Annotated in this window: 12 protein-coding genes; 9 read left to right on the top strand and 3 right to left on the bottom strand. The window is 57.6% G+C overall.

Translation table 11 applies throughout. The features are described 5' to 3' along the window. Positions 1–175: 175 nt before the first annotated feature. The 5 genes from hutI to hutH all read left to right on the top strand — a co-directional run bounded on the left by hutI (position 176) and on the right by hutH (position 6,547). Positions 176–1,399, top strand: a complete 1,224-nt coding sequence (gene hutI / locus FDX22_RS10135; RefSeq protein ID WP_146717141.1) for an imidazolonepropionase — start codon at positions 176–178, stop codon at positions 1,397–1,399. Then, complete coding sequence (hutG, locus tag FDX22_RS10130; protein WP_115259012.1) at positions 1,396–2,337, top strand: formimidoylglutamase; 942 nt, start codon at positions 1,396–1,398, stop codon at positions 2,335–2,337. The genes hutI and hutG overlap by 4 nt, the downstream gene beginning before the upstream one ends. 65 nt (positions 2,338–2,402) lie before the next feature. After that, the gene (locus tag FDX22_RS10125) at positions 2,403–3,128 is read left to right on the top strand and encodes a histidine utilization repressor (RefSeq protein ID WP_096757790.1); all 726 of its coding nucleotides are present in this window, start codon (positions 2,403–2,405) and stop codon (positions 3,126–3,128) included. 211 nt (positions 3,129–3,339) lie between these two features. Then, positions 3,340–5,025, top strand: coding sequence for a urocanate hydratase (gene hutU, locus FDX22_RS10120; RefSeq protein ID WP_096757789.1), 1,686 nt, complete (start codon positions 3,340–3,342; stop codon positions 5,023–5,025). Position 5,026: 1 nt separating this feature from the next. Further along, positions 5,027–6,547: a histidine ammonia-lyase gene (gene hutH / locus FDX22_RS10115; protein ID WP_146717140.1), complete on the top strand. Its 1,521-nt coding sequence runs from the start codon at positions 5,027–5,029 to the stop codon at positions 6,545–6,547. Between the two features lie 92 nt (positions 6,548–6,639). Here the strand turns inward: hutH and FDX22_RS10110 are convergent, their stop codons facing one another. Both FDX22_RS10110 and bioA read right to left on the bottom strand, forming a co-directional pair. Further along, positions 6,640–7,116 (bottom strand): kinase inhibitor, encoded by a 477-nt coding sequence (locus FDX22_RS10110; RefSeq protein ID WP_146717139.1) that lies wholly within the window; start codon positions 7,114–7,116, stop codon positions 6,640–6,642. A gap of 57 nt (positions 7,117–7,173) precedes the next feature. Beyond that, positions 7,174–8,463 carry an adenosylmethionine--8-amino-7-oxononanoate transaminase gene (bioA, locus tag FDX22_RS10105; RefSeq protein ID WP_115259009.1) on the bottom strand — a complete coding sequence of 430 codons (1,290 nt, stop codon included), beginning with the start codon at positions 8,461–8,463 and terminating at the stop codon, positions 7,174–7,176. Positions 8,464–8,539: 76 nt separating this feature from the next. On the opposite strand from bioA, the gene bioB reads away from it, so the two are divergent. Genes bioB through bioD form a run of 4 tightly spaced genes read left to right on the top strand, consistent with a single transcriptional unit; the run spans position 8,540 to position 12,146 of the window. Beyond that, positions 8,540–9,580 (top strand): biotin synthase BioB, encoded by a 1,041-nt coding sequence (gene bioB / locus FDX22_RS10100; RefSeq protein WP_096757785.1) that lies wholly within the window; start codon positions 8,540–8,542, stop codon positions 9,578–9,580. Further along, the gene (gene bioF, locus FDX22_RS10095; RefSeq protein WP_146717138.1) at positions 9,577–10,731 is read left to right on the top strand and encodes an 8-amino-7-oxononanoate synthase; all 1,155 of its coding nucleotides are present in this window, start codon (positions 9,577–9,579) and stop codon (positions 10,729–10,731) included. Before bioB ends, bioF begins: the two co-directional genes overlap by 4 nt. Beyond that, positions 10,718–11,473: a malonyl-ACP O-methyltransferase BioC gene (bioC, locus tag FDX22_RS10090; protein ID WP_146717137.1), complete on the top strand. Its 756-nt coding sequence runs from the start codon at positions 10,718–10,720 to the stop codon at positions 11,471–11,473. Before bioF ends, bioC begins: the two co-directional genes overlap by 14 nt. Then, positions 11,466–12,146: a dethiobiotin synthase gene (bioD, locus tag FDX22_RS10085; RefSeq protein ID WP_146717136.1), complete on the top strand. Its 681-nt coding sequence runs from the start codon at positions 11,466–11,468 to the stop codon at positions 12,144–12,146. The genes bioC and bioD overlap by 8 nt, the downstream gene beginning before the upstream one ends. Here bioD and FDX22_RS10080 read toward each other — a convergent pair. Next, entirely contained in the window at positions 12,143–12,367 is a 225-nt protein-coding gene (locus tag FDX22_RS10080; protein ID WP_146717135.1) for a hypothetical protein, read from the bottom strand. The genes bioD and FDX22_RS10080 overlap by 4 nt on opposite strands. Positions 12,368–12,597 lie beyond the last annotated feature (230 nt).

Below are 12,597 nucleotides of genomic sequence, written 5' to 3'. Positions count from 1 at the left end.
ACTAAGTTGAGCGAAACGGAAAGGCGAAAAGGTAAAAAGTTGTTTTTTATAGCAGCAATGTCGGATGCAGAACGTCCTGATATCACAATTAAATAACAATTATCGCCCTTCAGGTTGACAACATCCGCAGGATCTCAATAAATGTCTATACAACCTATGACAAGTGGTGAGTGGAATGCAGCAATTTTTCCCTGATGATGCCATCTGGCGTAACGTCCGCCTGGCGACCATGGATCCTGAACGTAATACCCCGTATGGGCTGGTGGACGGTCACGCGCTGATTATTCGACAGGGCAAGATTCGCGCCATCGTGCCTGAATCCTCGTTATACCGTACACATGACAATACCTTTGATATGCAGGGTCGGCTGGTTACGCCAGGTTTGATTGATTGCCACACGCATCTGGTTTTTGGCGGAAATCGTGCAGGCGAGTGGGAGCAGCGGCTGAATGGTGTGTCTTACCAGCAAATCAGCGCCCAGGGTGGGGGCATAAACGCCACCGTGTCGGCGACCCGCCGCGCATCTGACGATCAGCTCCTTGCCGTGGCGCGCGCGCGCATGGAACGGCTGATAAAAGAAGGCGTCACGTTGCTGGAAGTGAAATCAGGCTATGGTCTGGATTTGGCGACAGAAGAGAAAATTTTGCGCGTGGTCTCTGCGCTGGCGGCGGAAAATACCCTTGAAATCAGCCCCACGCTGCTGGCCGCGCACGCGACACCGGCAGAATACCGTGACGATCCTGACGGCTATATTACGCTGGTGTGCGAGACCATTTTGCCGCAGCTGTGGGAACAGGGACTGTTTGAGACTGCCGACCTGTTTTGTGAAAGCGTTGGGTTTAGCCTGGCGCAAAGTGAACGGGTATTTCAGGCCGCTCAGGCGTTGGGCATTCCGGTTAAGGGCCACGTTGAACAGCTGTCGTTGCTCGGTGGCGCGCAGTTGGTGAGTCGCTATCACGGATTATCGGCCGATCATATTGAATATCTTGATGAAGCGGGCGTGGCGGCGATGAGCCACAGCGGCACGGTAGGGGTCCTGCTACCCGGGGCCTTTTATTTTCTTAAAGAGAAACAGCGCCCGCCGGTGGAGTGGCTACGTCAATATAACGTGCCAATGGCGGTGGCGACGGATTTCAACCCTGGTACCAGTCCGTTTATCAGTTTGCACTGGGCGATGAACATGGCCTGCGTGCAGTTTGGCTTAACGCCGGAAGAAGCGTGGGCGGGCGTCACGCGTCATGCGGCGCAAGCCCTTGGTCGTCAGGCGACCCATGGGCAATTGAAGGCCGGGTTCGTGGCGGACTTTGTGGTATGGGACGCCCACCTTCCGGTTGAGATCCTGTATGAACCTGGCCGCAACCCGCTGTATCAACGCGTATTCCGAGGACAACCATCATGAGTCACTGGCATCCCGCATCTCCCGCGCTTTGGCAAGGTCGCGATGATCGCGCTGAGTCACCCAACGCGCTGCGGCTGTTTCAGACCATCACGCTCAGTGCAGCGTTTAGCCCGGAAAACTATCGTGAACAGATAGCGCTGTTGGGATTCGCCTGCGATGAAGGCGTAAAGCGTAATCAGGGACGCACGGGGGCGGCTGGCGCACCTGATGCACTGCGTAAAGCGCTGGCGAATTTAGCCAGCCACCAAGGCCATGACCGGCTAGTGGATCTGGGCAACATTGTGGCGCAAGCCCCCGATCTCGAAGGGGCGCAGCAGGCGTTACGCCATGCGGTACAGCGTTGTCAGCAGGCTGAGATGCGCACTTTCGTGCTGGGGGGCGGGCACGAAACCGCCTTTGCCCACGGTGCAGGTGTGCTGGATGCGTTCCCACGCTTAACCGTGGGCATCGTCAATCTCGATGCCCACCTCGACTTACGCCATGCCGATCGGGCCACCTCCGGAACGCCGTTTCGCCAGTTGGCGCAGCTTTGCGACGTGCAGCAGCGCGAATTTCATTACGCCTGCTTTGGTGTTAACCGGGCGGCTAACACCCAGGCGCTGTGGGATGAAGCGCAGCGGCTTGGGGTTACAGTGGTGGAGGATCTGCACTGCCAAAACGCGCAGGCACAGATGGCGCAGTTTATCTCCAGCGTAGACGTCATCTATCTGACCATCGACCTCGACGTTCTACCGGTCTGGGAAATGCCCGCTGTGTCCGCACCCGCCGCGCTGGGCGTGCCGTTGTCGACGCTGCTGAGGCTGATTGAGCCCCTGTGCCGCTGCGGTAAGCTGCAGGCGGTAGACATGGTTGAATTTAATCCCCGTTTTGACGATGATGGCAACGCGGCGCGCGTTGCGGCGCGTCTTGGCTGGCAAATCGCACACTGGTGGCATTGACGTGTCGAATAGCGTTACGCCGCCATTTTTCCACTCTCATTTTTCAGCGTAAGGAAGGCTAACGCATGCTCCCATCCCACTCCCGTTCTGCCCCGGCACCTTTTTACGAAAAGGTAAAACAGGAGATCAGTGAAAAGATTGCCAGCGGTATCTGGCAACCTCACGATCGCATCCCGTCGGAAGCGGAGTTGGTCGCGCAGTATGGTTTTAGCCGTATGACTATTAATCGGGCGCTGCGTGAGCTTACTGACGAGGGGCTGCTGGTGCGTTTGCAGGGCGTCGGTACGTTTGTCGCCGAGCCGAAAGGTCAGTCCGCGTTGTTTGAAATTCGCAGCATTGCCGATGAAATTATCGCCCGCCAGCATCAGCATCGGTGTGAGGTGCTGAAGCTGGAAAGCACACGCGCGAACGCGCAGCAGGCCACGGCGTTGAACGTTAAAGAAGGTACCTTTATTTATCACTCGATCATGGTGCACTTTGAAAACTCCCTACCTGTACAAATTGAAGATCGCTGCGTCAATGCGGAGATTGTGCCGGAGTACCTGACACAGGATTACAGTCAGACCACGCCGCACGCCTATCTGTCGCTGATCGCCCCGTTGACCGAAGGCGAGCATATTGTCGAAGCGGTTCGCGCCAGCGCGGAAGAGTGCGCGCTGCTGAACATTAAAGAACACGATCCCTGCCTGCTGATCCGTCGCAAGACCTGGTCCGCGTCATCCATTGTCTCTCATGCTCGTTTGCTTTTTCCGGGTTCCCGCTATCGTCTGCAAGGGCGCTTCATGTCCTGAAAATCGTGATTGCTGCCGCAGTATGACGAAAATGTAGATTACTTGTTAACTATAATCTTGCGTTTGATTGTATAGACAAGTATATACTTTTAACCAATGTGACCGTTCATCGTAGGCCTGATTAGACGCGTTAGCGTCGCCATCAGGCGCTGTGCCGGATGGCGGCGTATACGCCTGATCCGGCCTACATTCAGTCTGAGGAGTTTCCGTTATGTCTCACAGCAAGTATCGTCAGCAGGATATTCGTGCCCCACGCGGCACCACCTTAACGGCCAAAAGCTGGCTGACCGAAGCGCCGCTGCGCATGTTAATGAACAATCTCGATCCTGATGTGGCGGAAAATCCCCATGAGCTGGTGGTGTACGGCGGGATCGGTCGCGCCGCGCGTGACTGGGAATGCTATGACGCCATCGTCAAGGCGCTGACCAAACTGGAGGCCGATGAAACGCTGCTGGTCCAGTCGGGTAAACCAGTCGGCGTCTTCAAAACCCACGACAATGCGCCACGCGTGCTGATTGCCAACTCCAACCTGGTCCCGCACTGGGCGACCTGGGAACACTTCAACGAACTGGATGCGAAAGGGTTGGCGATGTACGGCCAGATGACCGCCGGGAGCTGGATTTACATCGGCAGTCAGGGCATTGTGCAGGGGACGTATGAAACCTTCGTTGAAGCCGGACGTCAACATTATCAGGGTAGCCTGAGTGGACGCTGGGTACTGACCGCTGGTCTTGGCGGTATGGGCGGGGCGCAGCCGTTAGCCGCGACGCTGGCGGGCGCGTGTTCGCTGAACATTGAATGTCAGCAAAGCCGTATCGATTTCCGTTTGCGTACCCGCTATGTGGATGAGCAGGCCACAACGCTGGATGACGCGCTGGCGCGTATCGACAAATACACCCGTGAGGGTAAAGCCGTTTCTATTGCGCTATGCGCGAATGCGGCCGACGTTGTTCCGGAACTGGTGAAGCGTGGTGTGCGTCCGGATATGGTCACCGATCAGACCAGCGCTCATGACCCGCTACACGGTTATCTGCCGTCCGGCTGGAGCTGGGAAGAGTACCAGGCAAAAGCGGTATCCGATCCGCAGGGTACGGTGCAGGCGGCGAAACGTTCCATGGCCACACACGTACAGGCAATGCTGGACTTTAGCAAAATGGGTGTGCCGACGTTTGATTACGGTAATAACATTCGCCAGATGGCCAAAGAGATGGGCGTGGAAAATGCCTTTGATTTCCCTGGCTTTGTACCCGCCTATATTCGTCCACTGTTCTGTCGCGGCATTGGTCCCTTCCGCTGGGTGGCGCTTTCCGGCGATCCGCAGGATATTTATAAGACCGATGCCAAAGTAAAAGAAATTGTTGCCGACGATAAACACCTGCACCACTGGCTGGATATGGCACGTGAGCGGATTAACTTCCAGGGCTTGCCAGCCCGTATCTGCTGGGTGGGTCTGGAGTGGCGGCAAAAACTGGGGCTGGCGTTTAACGAAATGGTGCGCAGCGGTGAAGTCTCCGCGCCTATCGTCATTGGACGTGACCATCTGGACTCTGGCTCTGTTGCCAGCCCAAACCGTGAAACCGAAGCCATGCGCGACGGTTCTGACGCCGTGTCCGACTGGCCTTTGCTTAACGCGCTGCTCAATACCGCCAGCGGGGCAACCTGGGTGTCGCTGCACCACGGCGGCGGGGTCGGCATGGGCTTCTCGCAACATGCGGGGATGGTGATTGTGTGTGACGGCACCGATGAAGCCGCCGCGCGTATTGCCCGGGTTCTGCATAACGATCCGGCTACGGGCGTCATGCGTCACGCAGACGCCGGGTATGACATCGCGGTGGAATGTGCCGTTGAACAAGGATTGAATTTACCGATGATTGCCGGGACGCAGGGGAAAGACTGAAATGACTAAGCTTACGTTAACACCAGGTCACCTGAGTTTTACGCAGCTACGGGAGATCTGGCAGCAGCCGGTACAACTGAGTCTGGACCCCAGCGCGGTTGATGCCATCAACGCCAGCGTGGCCTGCGTGAATAATATTGTTGCCGAAGGGCGAACGGCCTACGGCATCAATACGGGATTTGGCCTGCTGGCCCAGACCCGTATCGCCACGGAAGATCTGCAAAATCTTCAGCGCTCACTGGTGCTTTCACATGCTGCTGGCGTTGGCAACGCGCTGGATGATGCCATGGTGCGCCTGATCATGGTGCTGAAAATCAACAGCCTGGCGCGCGGTTTCTCCGGTATTCGCCTGAGCGTGATTGAAGCGTTAATTGCGCTGGTGAACGCCGAAGTTTACCCGCTGATCCCAGCGAAAGGTTCTGTCGGCGCATCGGGCGATCTGGCCCCGCTGGCGCACATGTCGCTGACTTTGCTAGGTGAGGGGAAAGCACGCTGGCAGGGGGAATGGCTCCCGGCGACGCAGGCATTGAAAAAAGCCGGACTGGAGCCGATTACGCTGGAGGCAAAAGAGGGGCTGGCGCTGCTGAACGGGACTCAGGCGTCCACCGCCTTTGCCCTGCGTGGGTTGATTGAAACCCAGGAGCTGTTTGCTTCCGCGACGGTGTGCGGCGCGCTGACGACCGAAGCGGTGCTGGGCTCACGTCGTCCGTTTGACCCTCGCATTCATGCCGCGCGCGGACAGCGCGGGCAGATTGACGCCGCTATGTTGTATCGTCATGTGCTGACCGACGCCAGTGCGCTGTCGCAATCCCATCATAACTGTGAAAAAGTGCAGGATCCGTATTCCCTGCGCTGTCAGCCGCAGGTGATGGGCGCGTGCCTGACGCAAATGCGCCAGGTGATGGACGTACTGTTAGTTGAAGCCAACGCTGTGTCGGACAACCCGCTGGTGTTTGCCGAAGAAGGGGATGTGATTTCCGGCGGTAACTTCCATGCCGAGCCGGTGGCGATGGCGGCGGATAATCTGGCGCTGGCGATCGCGGAAATTGGTGCGCTATCAGAGCGGCGTATTGCGCTGATGATGGATAAACACATGTCGCAGTTGCCGCCATTCCTGGTCAAAAATGGTGGGGTTAACTCTGGCTTTATGATTGCGCAGGTCACTGCCGCCGCGCTGGCCAGTGAAAACAAAGCGCTGGCACACCCGCACAGCGTAGACAGCCTGCCCACGTCGGCCAACCAGGAAGATCATGTTTCCATGGCACCTGCGGCTGGTCGCCGACTGTGGGAGATGGCGGCAAATACGCGCGGTGTGATAGCCGTGGAGTGGCTGGCGGCCTGTCAGGGGATCGATTTACGTGAAGGACTGACCTCAAGCCCGCTGCTGGAACAGGCGCGTCAGGCCTTGCGCGAACAGGTTTCACATTATACCCAGGACCGTTTTTTCGCTCCGGATATCGAGTGTGCGACCGAGCTGTTAGCGCAAGGAACGCTGTTGAAATTGTTGCCTGAATTTCTGTAGCAAATTGCCTGATGGCGACGCTGATGCGTCTTATCAGGCCTACGGTCTGCCTGGTAGGCCGGATGAGGCGAAGCCGACATCCGGCACTACGCTTAACTGAACATCGCGGTAATTGACGCGCTGGCGAGCGAATGGAAATGGACGTTAAATCCGACCATCGCGCCGCTGGCGCCCTCATCGACATCAAGACGCTCCACATCCAGCGCGTGAACCGTAAAGATATAGCGATGCGTTTCCCCTTTTGGCGGTGCCGCGCCGCCGTAGCCAGCTTTACCAAAGTCCGTGCGCGTTTGCAGCACGCCCTCCGGCAACGCAACCAATCCGGAGCCGAACCCTTGCGGCAGAACCCGGGTATCTGCAGGCAGGTTAACCACCACCCAGTGCCACCAGCCGGAGCCGGTTGGTGCATCAGGATCGTAACAGGTCACGACAAAACTTTTGGTCCCGGCGGGCACATCGTCCCACGCTAGATGCGGGGAAATATTGTCCCCGTCATACCCCATGCCGTTTAAAACGTGGCGATGCGGGAGTTTGTCCCCGTCGCGCAGATCGTTACTGATAAGTTTCATGCCGACTCCTCTCGTTAGCCAAAAAGTGTAGCCAGAAAACGCACAGTTTACCGCCGATTAATCGCTAAAAAATGTTGCATTGTGCACGGCGTCGTTCACCGCTTGGGTCAGACGACGCAGTTGTTCGGGCTGGATAATATACGGTGGCATCAGGTAGATAAGCTTGCCAAACGGTCTGACCCATACGCCCTGATCGACAAAGAACTTCTGCAACGCCGCCATCTTCACCGGGTGGGTGGTTTCTATCACGCCGATGGCACCGAGAACGCGCACGTCGGCGACATACGCCGAATCCGCCGCCGGTGCCAGTTCGCGGCGCAGTTGCGCTTCGATTGCAGCCACCTGTGAGCGCCACTCGCCCGACTCCAGCAGAGACAAACTGGCGGAGGCGACGGCACAGGCCAGTGGATTGCCCATAAACGTCGGACCGTGCATAAAGCAGCCCGCTTCGCCGTTACTGATGGTTTCCGCCACCTGGCGAGTGGTCAGGGTGGCAGAAAGGGTCATCGTCCCGCCGGTTAACGCTTTGCCGAGACATAAAATATCCGGCGTAATGTCGGCGTGTTCACAGGCAAATAGCTTACCGGTGCGGCCAAAGCCGGTGGCGATTTCGTCGGCAATCAGCAGAATACCTTCGCGATCGCACATCTTACGGATGCGCTTTAACCACTCGGGATGGTACATGCGCATGCCGCCTGCACCCTGAACGACAGGCTCCAGGATCACTGCCGCAATCTCGTGGCGATGGGCCGCCATCAGACGGGCAAAGGGCACCATATCCAGCTCATCCCACTCGCCGCCCATCCGGCTTTGCGGGGCTGGGGCGAACAGGTTTTCCGGCAGATACCCTTTCCACAGACTGTGCATTGAGTTGTCAGGATCGCAGACCGACATCGCCCCGAAGGTGTCACCGTGATACCCGTTACGGAACGTCAGGAAACGCTGGCGAGATTCGCCTTTTGCCTGCCAGTACTGCAGCGCCATTTTCATCGCTACTTCCACGGCAACGGAGCCTGAGTCCGCGAGGAAAACGCATTCCAGTGGTTCTGGCGTCATGGCAACCAGCTGGCGGCACAGTGCAATGGCCGGGGCATGGGTAATACCGCCAAACATCACGTGTGACATGGCGTCGATTTGCGTTTTCATCGCGGCGTTCAGCTGCGGGTGATTGTAACCGTGGATCGCCGCCCACCAGGACGACATCCCGTCAATCAGTCTCTCGCCGCTGGCTAAAATCAGTTCACAACCTTCAGCGCGCGCTACCGGATACACCGGCAGCGGGGAGGTCATCGAGGTGTAAGGGTGCCAGATATGGCGTTGGTCAAAGGCAAGATCGTCCGTTGTCATAATCGACTTGTAAACCAAATTAAAAAGATTTAGGTTTACGATTCTACACGAAACTCAAAATGAAACGAACACCAATATGGCTCATTCTTCTCGCTGGACAATGTCGCAAGTTACCGAATTATTTGAAAAACCACTGCTGGATCTGCTGTTTGAAGCGCAACAGATCCACCGTCAGCACTTTGACCCGCAGCAGGTACAGGTCAGTACGTTGTTGTCGATAAAAACCGGCGCTTGTCCGGAAGACTGCAAATATTGCCCACAAAGTTCCCGCTATAAAACCGGTCTGGAAACCGAGCGTTTAATGGAAGTTGAGCAGGTACTGGACTCTGCGCGTAAGGCCAAACAAGCCGGTTCAACGCGTTTCTGCATGGGCGCTGCGTGGAAGAATCCACACGAGCGCGATATGCCTTACTTGGAACAAATGGTGCAGGGCGTGAAAGAACTGGGGCTGGAAGCCTGTATGACGCTGGGTACGCTGGACGAAACGCAGGCGCAGCGTCTGGCCAGCGCGGGTCTCGACTACTACAACCACAACCTCGACACCTCGCCGGAGTTTTACGGCAATATCATCACTACCCGTTCATATCAGGAACGCCTGGATACGCTGGATAAAGTGCGTGAAGCCGGGATTAAAGTCTGCTCTGGCGGCATTGTCGGCTTAGGCGAAACGGTCACTGACCGCGCCGGGTTGCTGCTGCAGCTGGCAAACCTGCCCACTCCGCCGGAAAGCGTCCCCATCAATATGCTGGTGAAGGTGAAGGGCACGCCGCTGGCGGATAATGACGATGTGGATGCGTTTGATTTTATCCGCACCATCGCCGTGGCGCGCATCATGATGCCGACCTCGTATGTCCGTCTGTCTGCAGGACGCGAACAAATGAACGAACAGACCCAGGCCATGTGCTTTATGGCCGGGGCTAACTCGATTTTCTACGGCTGTAAACTGCTGACCACGCCGAACCCGAACGAAGATAAAGACCTGCTGCTGTTCCGCAAGCTAGGCCTGAATCCCCAGCAAACGGCGGTGCTGGCGGGCGATAACGAACAGCAGCAGCGTCTGGAACAGGCTCTGCGCACCCCAGACACTGACGATTACTACAACGCGGCAACTGTATGACCTGGCAGCAAAAAATTGACGATGCGCTTGCGGCGCGTCGTTCTGCCGATGCTCTGCGCCGTCGTCATGCGGTGACGCAGGGCGTCGGGCGTTGGTTGCAGGCAGATGGTCGTCAATATCTGAATTTTTCCAGTAACGATTACCTTGGGCTAAGCCACCATCCGCAGATCGTCTGTGCGTGGCAGCAAGGGGCCGACCGATTTGGCGTCGGCAGCGGCGGATCAGGGCATGTCAGCGGTTATTCCATAGCGCATCAGGCGCTGGAAGACGAACTGGCACAATGGCTGGGCTATTCACGCGCGCTGCTGTTTACCTCCGGGTTTGCCGCCAATCAGGCGGTGATTGCCGCGCTGATGGGTAAACAGGATCGCATTGTTGCAGACCGACTCAGCCACGCTTCGCTGCTGGAGGCCGCCAGTCTGAGCCCGGCCATGCTGCGCCGCTTTACCCATAACGACACTCAGCATTTAGCTCGTCTGCTGGCGGCTCCCTGTCCGGGGCAACAACTGGTGGTCACCGAAGGTGTATTCAGCATGGACGGCGACAGCGCGCCGCTGGCGCAAATCCACGCCGAGGCGCAGCGCCATGAGGCGTGGCTGCTGGTGGATGATGCCCACGGTATTGGCGTCACCGGTGAGGAAGGACGCGGCTCGTGCTGGCAGCAGCAGGTCAAGCCCGAGCTGCTGGTGGTGACCTTCGGCAAAGGCTTTGGCGTCAGCGGGGCGGCCATTCTCTGCTCTGACAGCGTGGCCGATTATCTGCTGCAGTTTGCTCGCCATCTGATTTACAGCACCAGTATGCCCCCGGCACAGGCTCAGGCGTTGCGCGCCGCGCTGGCGGTGATCCGCAGTCGCGAAGGCGACGAGCGCCGGGAAAAGCTGGCGATGCTTATCCAGCGTTTTCGTGCCGGTATGACGAACCCTGATTTGCTGCTGGCACAGTCAGACAGCGCCATTCAGCCACTGATCGTCGGCGATAACCAAAAAGCGTTGCAGCTGGCGCAGACGTTACGCGATCGGGGTTGCTGGGTGACGGCAATCCGGCCACCTACCGTGCCGGCTGGTACTGCCAGACTGCGACTGACGCTGACTCAGGCGCATGAAGCTCAGGATATCGACCGCTTGCTGGAGGTGCTGCATGACGCAGGTTGATAAGCAGGCCATTGCCGCCGCGTTCGGACGCGCTGCCTCCCACTACGAACAACACGCTGAATTACAGCGTCAAAGCGCCGATGCGTTACTGGCGCGGCTGGCGGGGCGGCAGTATGCCCGCGTGCTGGATGCCGGCTGCGGGCCAGGTCGCATGAGTCGCTACTGGCGAGAGCAGGGGAGCGAGGTCAGCGCCCTGGATTTGTCTGCGCCTATGCTGGCGCAAGCCCAGCGGCACGATGCGGCGCACCATTATCTGCTGGCCGATATTGAGGCCATTCCGCAGGATACCGCGACGTTTGACCTGGCCTGGAGCAATCTGGCCGTGCAATGGTGCGGTGATTTACGCCACGCATTAGGCGAACTCTACCGCGTCGTGCGCCCCGGCGGGACGGTGGCCTTCAGCACCCTGGCGCATGGCTCGATGCCGGAACTGCGTCAGGCGTGGCAGGCGGTGGATAACCGGGCGCACGCCAACCGTTTTTTACCCGTCGAACAGCTGGAAAACGCGCTGCACGGCTGGGAGGTTGAGTATCAGATGCAGGCCGTCACGCTGTGGTTTGACGATGCGCTGAGCGCCATGCGTTCGCTCAAAGGCATTGGCGCGACGCATTTGCATGAAGGTCGCGAACAGCGCGTGCTGACCCGCTCACAGCTGCAACAGTTACAGTTAGCCTGGCCCCAGCAGCAGGGGAAATACCCGCTGACGTACCATCTTTTTTGGGGAGTGATTCAACGTGACTAAAACGTATTTTGTCACCGGGACGGACACCGAGGTCGGTAAAACCATCGCCAGCTGTGCATTGTTACAGGCGGCAGGACAGTTGGGCTACCGGACCGTGGGCTACAAGCCGGTCGCCTCGGGCAGTGAAATGACGGCAGACGGCCTGCGTAACAGCGATGCCCTGGCGTTGCAGCGGAACAGTACGTTGGCAGTGGACTATGCGGCCATCAATCCGTATACCTTCGCCGAACCCACGTCACCGCATATTATCAGCGCCGATGAAGGGCGACCGATTCAGGCCCCGGTGATGTCTGCCGGTTTACGCGCCCTGGAGAAACAGGCTGACTGGGTGCTGGTAGAAGGGGCCGGGGGATGGTTGACCCCGCTTTCGCCGACGCTGAGCTTTGCCGACTGGGTGCAAACGGAACAATTGCCGGTGATTCTGGTGGTGGGCGTGAAGCTCGGCTGTATCAACCATGCCCTCCTGACCGCGCAGGCGATACGCCAGACCGGGCTGACGCTGGTCGGCTGGGTTGCCAATGACGTAACCCCGCCAGGGAAGCGTCACGCTGAATACATGGCGACGCTGAGGCGCACACTTGCGGCACCGCTGCTGGGCGAGATCCCGTGGCTGTCAGCGACGCCGGAGCAGGCAGAGACCGGACACTATATCGATTTGAGCACGCTGCCTTAGGCGCCATTCTGGTGCGGATAGGCTGCTGTGGCCTGCCGTGTTAACGCCCTGGGCAGGCAAAAAAATGATGAAAATGCGAGCAGGATCTCGACTGCTCCAGCCCGCTTCGTTAGCTGATAAATATCAAAATTTAGCGATAATTTTTTTTTATTCGACCAAAAAAGGACATCGATACGTTTCTGCCAGGCGGCAGTCAGCACGGGCTGGAGACAGTTATCCACTATTCCTGTGGATAACCTTGTGCATTAGAGTTAGAAAACACTATGTAAGCGAGAGAAGACGCGGCCTGCGACTAAATTGCTGCGAAAGACGGCTTGAGAAAATAGTTATTCAAATACAGATTGTTAGATAAAAGCAATGGCTGTCGCGGAAGTGTCATCCGTTGCCATAAAACTTTCATCTCCTGGCTTGACAAATGTTAAAAAAGTCATAGGTCTGGGGATAACACATT

The sequence above is a fragment of the Citrobacter sp. TBCS-14 genome, assembly GCF_005280805.1.
In the GTDB taxonomy this organism is placed as follows: Bacteria; Pseudomonadota; Gammaproteobacteria; order Enterobacterales; family Enterobacteriaceae; genus Citrobacter; species Citrobacter gillenii.
The sequence above is the reverse complement of the archived record's forward strand: the minus strand, read 5'-3'. Positions and strand labels throughout refer to the sequence as shown.

Coding starts and splice junctions, on each gene's coding strand:
- FDX22_RS10125 (WP_096757790.1), top strand. CDS start 2,403: ATGCTCCCATCCCACTCCCGTTCTGCCCCGGCACCTTTTTACGAAAAG.
- hutU (WP_096757789.1), top strand. CDS start 3,340: ATGTCTCACAGCAAGTATCGTCAGCAGGATATTCGTGCCCCACGCGGC.
- hutI (WP_146717141.1), top strand. CDS start 176: ATGCAGCAATTTTTCCCTGATGATGCCATCTGGCGTAACGTCCGCCTG.
- bioF (WP_146717138.1), top strand. CDS start 9,577: ATGACCTGGCAGCAAAAAATTGACGATGCGCTTGCGGCGCGTCGTTCT.
- bioA (WP_115259009.1), bottom strand. CDS start 8,463: ATGACAACGGACGATCTTGCCTTTGACCAACGCCATATCTGGCACCCT.
- bioB (WP_096757785.1), top strand. CDS start 8,540: ATGGCTCATTCTTCTCGCTGGACAATGTCGCAAGTTACCGAATTATTT.
- FDX22_RS10110 (WP_146717139.1), bottom strand. CDS start 7,116: ATGAAACTTATCAGTAACGATCTGCGCGACGGGGACAAACTCCCGCAT.
- hutG (WP_115259012.1), top strand. CDS start 1,396: ATGAGTCACTGGCATCCCGCATCTCCCGCGCTTTGGCAAGGTCGCGAT.
- hutH (WP_146717140.1), top strand. CDS start 5,027: ATGACTAAGCTTACGTTAACACCAGGTCACCTGAGTTTTACGCAGCTA.
- bioC (WP_146717137.1), top strand. CDS start 10,718: ATGACGCAGGTTGATAAGCAGGCCATTGCCGCCGCGTTCGGACGCGCT.